Origin of the sequence: Collinsella sp. D33t1_170424_A12 (assembly GCF_015554865.1) — a bacterium.
GTDB lineage: Bacteria > Actinomycetota > Coriobacteriia > Coriobacteriales > Coriobacteriaceae > Collinsella.
This window is the reverse complement of the sequence record NZ_JADNJJ010000169.1, coordinates 1-7,343: the sequence shown is the minus strand read 5'-3', so window position 1 is coordinate 7,343 and position 7,343 is coordinate 1. Positions and strand designations below refer to the sequence as shown.

The 7,343-nt window shown below is 67.6% G+C and carries 6 protein-coding genes; 5 read left to right on the top strand and 1 reads right to left on the bottom strand.

Annotated elements, in window-relative coordinates:
• On the bottom strand, positions 1–201 hold a 201-nt coding region (locus tag I2E26_RS07365; RefSeq protein ID WP_195420217.1), incomplete at its 3' end, for a phage holin family protein.
• A 147-nt stretch (positions 202–348) separates the two neighbouring features.
• Between I2E26_RS07365 and I2E26_RS07360 the strand changes: the two genes are divergently transcribed.
• The 5 genes from I2E26_RS07360 to I2E26_RS07340 all read left to right on the top strand — a co-directional run.
• Positions 349–1,413: an FAD:protein FMN transferase gene (locus tag I2E26_RS07360; protein WP_195420216.1), complete on the top strand. Its 1,065-nt coding sequence runs from the start codon at positions 349–351 to the stop codon at positions 1,411–1,413.
• Between the two features lie 217 nt (positions 1,414–1,630).
• Complete coding sequence (locus I2E26_RS07355) at positions 1,631–1,927, top strand: YerC/YecD family TrpR-related protein (protein ID WP_195420215.1); 297 nt, start codon at positions 1,631–1,633, stop codon at positions 1,925–1,927.
• Positions 1,928–2,262: 335 nt separating this feature from the next.
• Positions 2,263–2,490, top strand: coding sequence for a hypothetical protein (locus I2E26_RS07350; RefSeq protein ID WP_195420214.1), 228 nt, complete (start codon positions 2,263–2,265; stop codon positions 2,488–2,490).
• Positions 2,491–2,689: 199 nt separating this feature from the next.
• Positions 2,690–5,692, top strand: coding sequence for a PD-(D/E)XK nuclease family protein (locus I2E26_RS07345; RefSeq protein WP_195420213.1), 3,003 nt, complete (start codon positions 2,690–2,692; stop codon positions 5,690–5,692).
• Between the two features lie 3 nt (positions 5,693–5,695).
• The coding region (locus tag I2E26_RS07340; protein WP_195420212.1) for an exodeoxyribonuclease V subunit beta at positions 5,696–7,343 on the top strand (1,648 nt) is incomplete at its 3' end.

Here is a 7,343-nt window from a genome sequence, read left to right as displayed (position 1 = left end):
GCCCAGCGTGAGGATGGTGAGGGGGAATGAGATAAACGTGAGCAGCGGCTTGATGAGCGAGTTCACGAATCCCAGGAAGAGGCCTACGAACGCGAAGCTCATCCAGGCGTCGGCGGCGCCGAAGGGCTCGATGCCGGGAACGAGGGCGGTGGCGATCGCGATGGCGATGGACGTGAGCAGCCAGTTGAGAATGAAGCGCATGACGTACCTCCTTGCATGCCTTGCAGGCGCTATGATTGGTTGCAGCGTGTATATCCTGCACAGGGTACCATGCCCTGAAGTCACAAGAATCCGTATCGCGGTCTCTCCACGACTCACGCGAGCGATATGCTGTTAGGCGGAGTTCATATGTCGCAGCAATATGTATATGGCGAGCCGACCTCGGCCCGTCCGTTCGACGCCGTCGACGGATCGCGCGCCATAGCCTTCTTCATCTTCAACACCAACGTGCACCTGCATGCCTATGCAGGCGACGGGGAGGCGCGCGACGACGACGGGGCGGCCGCCCGCCTGGATGCGGCCCTTGAGGCCTGCCGCGATCGCTGCCTGTTTTTCGAGCACGTGTTCTCGCGTACGCGCGATGACTCCGATATCTCTCGCGCCCATGCCGCCGCGCCCGCGCCCGTGGCCGTGGCACCTGAGACGGCCGAGCTCACGCGGGCGGCGCTTGGGTACTGCCGGGCGAGCGGCGGGCGTTTCGATATCACCATGGGCACGGTCACGTCGCTGTGGGATTTTCATACCGGCGTGGTGCCGAGCAAGCTCGCGTTGGCGCGGGCGCTTCCGCACGTAGGGTACGAGCGCGTTGTTCTTGGCGGAACGCCCGGGCACCCCGAGCTCGCCATCACGGATCCGCGCACCGTGCTCGACCTGGGAGGCGTTGCCAAGGGCTATATCGCCGACGACCTGGCCGAGCGCTTCGCGGCGTGCGGGGTCTCGCGCTTCGTTATCAATCTGGGCGGCAACGTGCTGGTGCGCGGCGGGCGCCCGGCGGCGGCCGACGCTCGTCCCCCCGTGGCGGCGGGCACGCCCTGGCGCATCGGCATCGTGAACCCGCGCGACCCGGGCCATCACCGCGCGATCGTCGATGTGGCCGATGGCTCCGTCGTCACGAGCGGCGTGCACGAGCGCCGCTTTTCGAAAGGCGGCGTCACCTATCACCATATTCTCGACCCTCGGACGGGCACGCCCGCGCAGACCGATGCCGTGAGCGCGACGATTCTGGCGGCGCGCTCGATCGATTGCGACGGCTACTCCACCACCGCGCTCATGATGGGCGCCCGCCCGGCCATCGATTTTATCGAGGGCATCGACGGGGTGGAGGCCGTGATGATCGACGAGCGCGACGAGGTGCTGTGGACCTCGGGACTTGAAGAGCGCCTGTCGCTGATTCCGACGCTGCCGCGTTGGTAGGGGTGCCCGTGCATAATCGCGTGCAGTTGACCATGAACATGGAACAGCTGATTTCAGCATGAAATGTAAGCAATCGGTGGCGATTACGTGCATTGCTTTATTTGAGTGGTGTAGGATGTACGGTACTGGCATAATTGCCTGCTTGTGAATAGTACGGCTTCGCCTGTGAATCAGCAGCTGCGTCCCGGGCGGGCCCTTGTGATTGAAAGGTGGGTTCATGAACATTGAGAAGATGTTCGAGCGTCCCGATGTAGACCAGCTGGTGCAGTCGTTTCTCCTGCTCGAGAACGCCGACGACGTGCGGGCGTTCCTCACCGACCTGTGCACCCCGCGCGAGATCTGCGACTTCGCCCAGCGTCTCCAGGTTGCCCGCTATCTTGATGAGGGCGAGCCCTATGTCGAGGTCCAGGCGCGCACGGGCGCATCGTCCACCACGGTGAGCCGCGTATCCAAGTCGCTCAACGGCGAGTACGGCGGATACCGCCGCGTGCTGGTGAAGTTCGGCGACCAGTAGGACCGCGGGCCGGTGCCCTGCATCGGCATCAATTACATTCCGCTAACGAGGACGGGCCCGGCTGCGCTCCGCGCGCCGGGCCCGTCCTCTGCTTTTCATGCGTACAGCTAGTTAATTGGTATACATCAATACCGTATATTTCAAAACCGTCTATCCAGAATATATAACCATTTAGGGACTGGGTGATTGCTGCCCCTTCGCAGGCAGCGGGGTTTCATTTATACCTAGAGCAAAGATAGGTTGAACATGATGCGGTATGCAATCACTGTCTGTAGGGACTGAGGCTATACGAGCAAAGTCCATACCCAGGTTTCCGAAGTGGAGTTTCAGACGCCATGACTACCATGAGGCATCGATCGAATATGGTGAAGTTCATTCTTTGCCTCGCGCTCATGGGCGCCGGCCTGGGGGCGGGTTTCATCATTGACGCATGTGGCATCTTGGAGAAGTACGGCCCCGGGAGCGTTCAGGCGATTCGATCCTTGGGATCGATCGCGTGCCTCGTTGGGTCGATCGGGATGCTCGTTCTGACGCTGAGGTCGAATGGCGGTAATAAGTACTAGCGGCATGCGGCTCAAAGATTGCAGGGCTGACTATTCGCCATGTGATGCTGCGGGACGGGCCCGGCTGCGCTCTGCGCGCGCCGGGCCCGTCCGCTTTTGCAAACGGATCCGCATGAAACGCGATTTCTCCGAGCCTTCGCAATCTGTCCTCACGGGCGTGTAGGATAAAGGGAGTCAACTTCGATCGAGGACGGAGAGCATGGCGCTTACGGTATACGAGACAACATCGGGGTCATCGCTGTCGGCGGCGGAGGTTTCGCTGCTCATCGATGCCGCAAAAACCTACGGCAGGGCAACGCTGCTCGTTGCCTCCTTTGCCGAGCGCGAGCGGTGCCGCGCCACTCTGGCTCGCGCGGGCGCCGGCATGGGCATCGACGTGGCGACGCCGGCGACGTTGGTCGCGGGGCTCTGGGAGCTGCTCGGCGACGGCCGCAGAATCGCGACGCCTATCGAGCGGCGCATGCTCATGGCGAGTATCGTCGCCGCCTCCAAGCCGGAAGAGCTCGCGCCGCTGCGCAGCAATCCGGGTACCGTGCGCCTGCTCGCGGATATCGCCGCGGCGCTGTTGCCGGCCATCGTGCCCGGGCCGGCGCTCGAGAAGGAGGCCCCCGTCGCCTCGAGCGATGCCGAGCGCGTGGTGTTCGGCCTGGTCGAGCGCTATGCCGCCGCGCTAGCCGAGCGCGGCTTGGTCGAGGCGTCCGAGGCGGCGTGCCTGCTCGCGCGCATCGTCGGGGACGGGCGCCCCGCCTGCGCGCGCTTCGTCGCCGTCCGCGACGTCACGGTACTTCCCGCCCATATCATGCAGCTCGTTCGCAGCATCTCGCACGCCGGTGATGCGGCGTTCCTGTTGAACACGCAGCAGGTTTCGCTGGCACGTTCCCTCGGTGCGCAGGAGGTTGTCGCGCTGGGCGAGGAGTCCGCGCCCGATGCCGCGCCCGCGCCCACGTTTGTCGAGGCCGCCGGTCCGCATGTGCGGGCCGCGGCCTACGCGGACGCCATCGCGGAGCTGGTGGGCGAGGGCCGCGACGTCGTGGTCGCGGCGGCCCGTCCGGCCGATGCGTTCGAAGCGGTCTCGGAGCGCCTGGCCGCCCGCGGCATCGCCTGCGAGGCCCCCGTGTCCTGTCGGTTCGGCGATACGCAGGTGGGGTGCCAGTTCACCGCGCTGCTCGACCTCGCGGGCCGTATGCAGGAGGCGGGCGAGAGCCTGGAGCGCGCCGACCTTTGGTGGCCCGCGCCCGAGCTGACCGACTGGCTGTATTCCCCGCTGTCGGGTGTAGATGCCTTCGCGGCGCGCCGGTTCGACAAGAAGCTGCGCTCCAATCGCGCGCTGGGCCCCGAGGGCGTCCTGCGCGCGCTGCAGGGCGTCCAGACGCAGGCCGAGGCGTCGCGCAAGAAGCTCGACCCCGCCAACCCGTACGCGCAGGTGCCCGCCGTGTGCTCCAGCGTGGTGAGCTATCTCATGCAGGATCGCTCGGTCTCTGCGCTCAAGGCGCTGTGCACGGTGGCCTCGGCGCTGCCGGGTTCGGCCTTTGGCTGGACGGGCGGTACGGTGCGCGCCAACATCGAGGTCACCATGGCGGCGCGGGCCATCGAGCTCGTGCTCGACCAGGCGCGTGCGCTGGACGTGCCGCAGGCGGCGGCCGTCTCGGTGCTCGACATGCTGTCGGTCACGGCGGCGGCGCGCAGCGAATCGGCGGATTTCGCCCATACCGGCCCCGACGGCGCCGATACCTCCGCGCAGCCCGTCGTGCGCTTCATGACGCTCGCCGACGCCGCCCTGCTGGATGCGGGCTCCATCGACGCGTTGTTCGTGGCCGATGTAGATATCGACAGCTTCCCGTTGGCGCACAAGGAGGGACCGCTTGCCGAGCTCGCATCGGCGTTCTCGTTCGCGCCGGTGGAGCTCGAGCCCGCGGCGCGCATGCGCGACCTCATGGCACGCGCCATGGCGGCGGCGCGCGGCGAGGTGGTGCTCGCGCGCGTGACGCATGACCGCCAGGCCAAGGACCGCTATCCCGCCGCCATCTGGACCGAGCTGCTCGCTCGCCAGCGCGCCGCCGGCGTCGCGCCCCGCGTGCGCATGGTGGGCGAGGGCGACATCGTGCGCGACCTCGACCCCGCGGCGACCGCGCACATGAAGCGCCGGCGCGTCTCCTGCCTGCCGCCCCAGAGCCTCGGCGAGGACGCCGTGCCCTATCTGGTGCTCTATCGGCGCGACCCGAAGGACCCGGAGCGCCTGGTGCCTCGCCAGCTCTCGGCGTCGCAGATCGAGAGCTATGCGAGCTGCCCGCTGTGCTGGTTCATGTCCTCGCGCGTGCGCCCCGCCTCGCTCGATGCCGGTTTCGGTAACATGGAGAAGGGCAACTTCGTGCACGACGTGCTCTATCGCCTGCACGAGCGCCTGATCGAAGACGGCGTCCCGCGCGTGACCGAGCGCAACCTCGACGCGTGCATCGAGGCGCTGCGCGAAGTCTTCGACGAGGTCCGCGCCGAGCACGAGCGCAACAAGACGTCGAGCTCGGGCGCCCTCGTACCCCACGGCGCCCTGCAGCGCGTGCAGGTCGACGAGATCTTGCCGCAGCTCGAGGGCGTGCTGCGCTACGAAGCGGGCGCCTTGGCGCCGTTCGCGCCCGTGTACCTGGAATACTCGTTCAACGAGTTGGGCGTCGAGTATGCCGGGCGTCCGCTCGGCGGCCGCATCGACCGCGTGGACGTGGATGCCGAGAACCGCGCGATGGTGATCGACTACAAGCATCGCTCCGACGTGAACGCGTTCAAGCTGGCCGATCCCACGGTTGCGAAGAAGGACGGGACGGTGCCAGCAGACGACCCCGACTGGCTGCCCGAGCACACGCAGACGCTCATCTACGCCCAGGCCCTGCGCCGCTCCGAGCTGGCGCTCGATGCGCGCGGCGGCATCTACTTCGCCACCAAGGGCTCCAAGCCCGCGATGCGAGGCGCCGTGTCCGAAGAGTTCGCCGAACAGGAGCCGGGAGACGGCCGCGTGCCCGGCCTCGCCGCCGGCTTCCCCGATGTCGAGCACGGCGGCACCATGGGGTTCGAGGCCCTGCTCGACCGCGTGGAGGAGACCATCTCGCGCCGCCTCGACGAGCTCGAGGCCGGCGTCGTCACGGCCGCGCCCATGCCCGCTGCGCGCTGCAGCTTCAACCACGACCTCGGATTCGAGCGGAGGAACGCATAGCTCATGGACCTTTCAACACTGATGCCCCAGCAGCGCGATATCGTGACCACGCTCGACCGGCCGCTGTTCGTGTCGGCGGGTGCGGGCTCGGGCAAGACCTTCACCCTTACGCGCCGCATCCTGTGGGCCCTCTCGCCTGAGTCCGGTCCGTTCATCACCAGCTTGGACCAGGTGCTGGCCATTACCTTCACCAAGGATGCCGCAGCGGAGATTCGCGAGCGCGTGCGCAGCGCGCTGGTCGAGGAGGGTATGGACGAGATCGCCCTGCAGGTCGATGATGCGTGGATCTCGACCATCCACGGCATGTGCGCCCGCATCCTGCGCGCCCACGCGCTCGAGCTGGGTATCGACCCCGAATTCACGGTGCTCGACGAGTCGGTGTCCGGCCCGCTTATGGACCTCGCCGTCGACCGCGTGATCGCGCGCGAGCGCGGCGGACTGCATGCGCTGCAGACGTGGTTCCCGCTCACGGGCGAGGTGGGCCCGGGCGGCCGCGAGGCGGGCACGAGCGCGCGCCAGCTGGTGCGCACGCTGCTCGAGCGCGCGAGCGCGGCGCGAAACGGCTTCGACGACATCAAGTTCGCGCGCGGCTCCGTTGACTTTTCGGGCCTGCTCGATGCGTATCGCCCGTGCCTGGAGGCGAGTGCCAAGGCCGCCGAGACGGCCCAGGCGGCCATCGCGGCCATCGAGGCGTACCTGACGGGTCCGCGCACACGCGACGACCTCGCGGCCTGCATGCTGGCATGCGGGATGCCCCGCGCGAGCAAGGCGTTTCCCAAGGAGCAGGTGGCGCTGCTCAAGGCCGAGGCGGCCGACGCGTTCATCAACGCCTATATCGCTACCGGCGCCGACGCCCTCGATGAGCTGATGGGCCTGGCGCGCGCGGTGGCGGCGGAATACGCCGCGCTCAAGGAGGAGCGCTCGGCGCTGGATAACAACGACCTGCTGCGCCGTACGTACGAGGCACTGCGCGACCACGCGTTCATTCGCGAGGTCTATGCGGGCAAGTTCGCCATGGTGATGATCGACGAGTTCCAGGATACCGACCAGCAGCAGGTGGACCTCATCAACTTCCTTACGGGCGAGGGCGGTCGCGCGCTGTGCACGGTGGGCGACGCCCAGCAATCGATCTACCGGTTCCGCGGCGCGGAGGTGGAGGTCTTCCGCCGCGCCCAGCGCCGCATCGAGCAGGGGGCCGCGTCGGCAGGGGAGCGAGCGGGCGCTGCCGTGTCCGCCCAGGGCTCCGTGGTGAAGCTGGTCAAGAACTTCCGCAGCCATGCGGAGATTCTGGAATACGTGGCGCGCGTGTTCGACGACGAGCAGGGCGGCATCATGCCGAGCTTCCTCAACCTGTTGCCGCACGATGGCCGCGACGACGGCCTGCGCGCCGCGGGCGCCTCGCGCCGCCAGGCCCTGCTCGTCGCAGGCGGTACCACCGAGGAGCGCACGGCGGCCAAGGCCGCGGCCATCGCGCGCCGCTTCCGCGCGCTCGCCGATGCGGGCCAGCCCGTGGGCGGCATGGTGCTGCTGCTGGGCGGCATGCCGCGGGCCGGCGTCTACGCCGACGCGATGCGCGCCGAGGGGCTCGATTGCGTGATCAGCGGCGGCTCGGTCTTCTCGGGCACCGAGGAGGCCAAGACGGTCCGCGCGC

Bases quoted from the DNA above. Each gene is read 5' to 3' on its own strand.
- I2E26_RS07350 (WP_195420214.1), top strand. From the start codon at position 2,263: ATGACTACCATGAGGCATCGATCGAATATGGTGAAGTTCATTCTTTGC.
- I2E26_RS07345 (WP_195420213.1), top strand. From the start codon at position 2,690: ATGGCGCTTACGGTATACGAGACAACATCGGGGTCATCGCTGTCGGCG.
- I2E26_RS07355 (WP_195420215.1), top strand. From the start codon at position 1,631: ATGAACATTGAGAAGATGTTCGAGCGTCCCGATGTAGACCAGCTGGTG.
- I2E26_RS07360 (WP_195420216.1), top strand. From the start codon at position 349: ATGTCGCAGCAATATGTATATGGCGAGCCGACCTCGGCCCGTCCGTTC.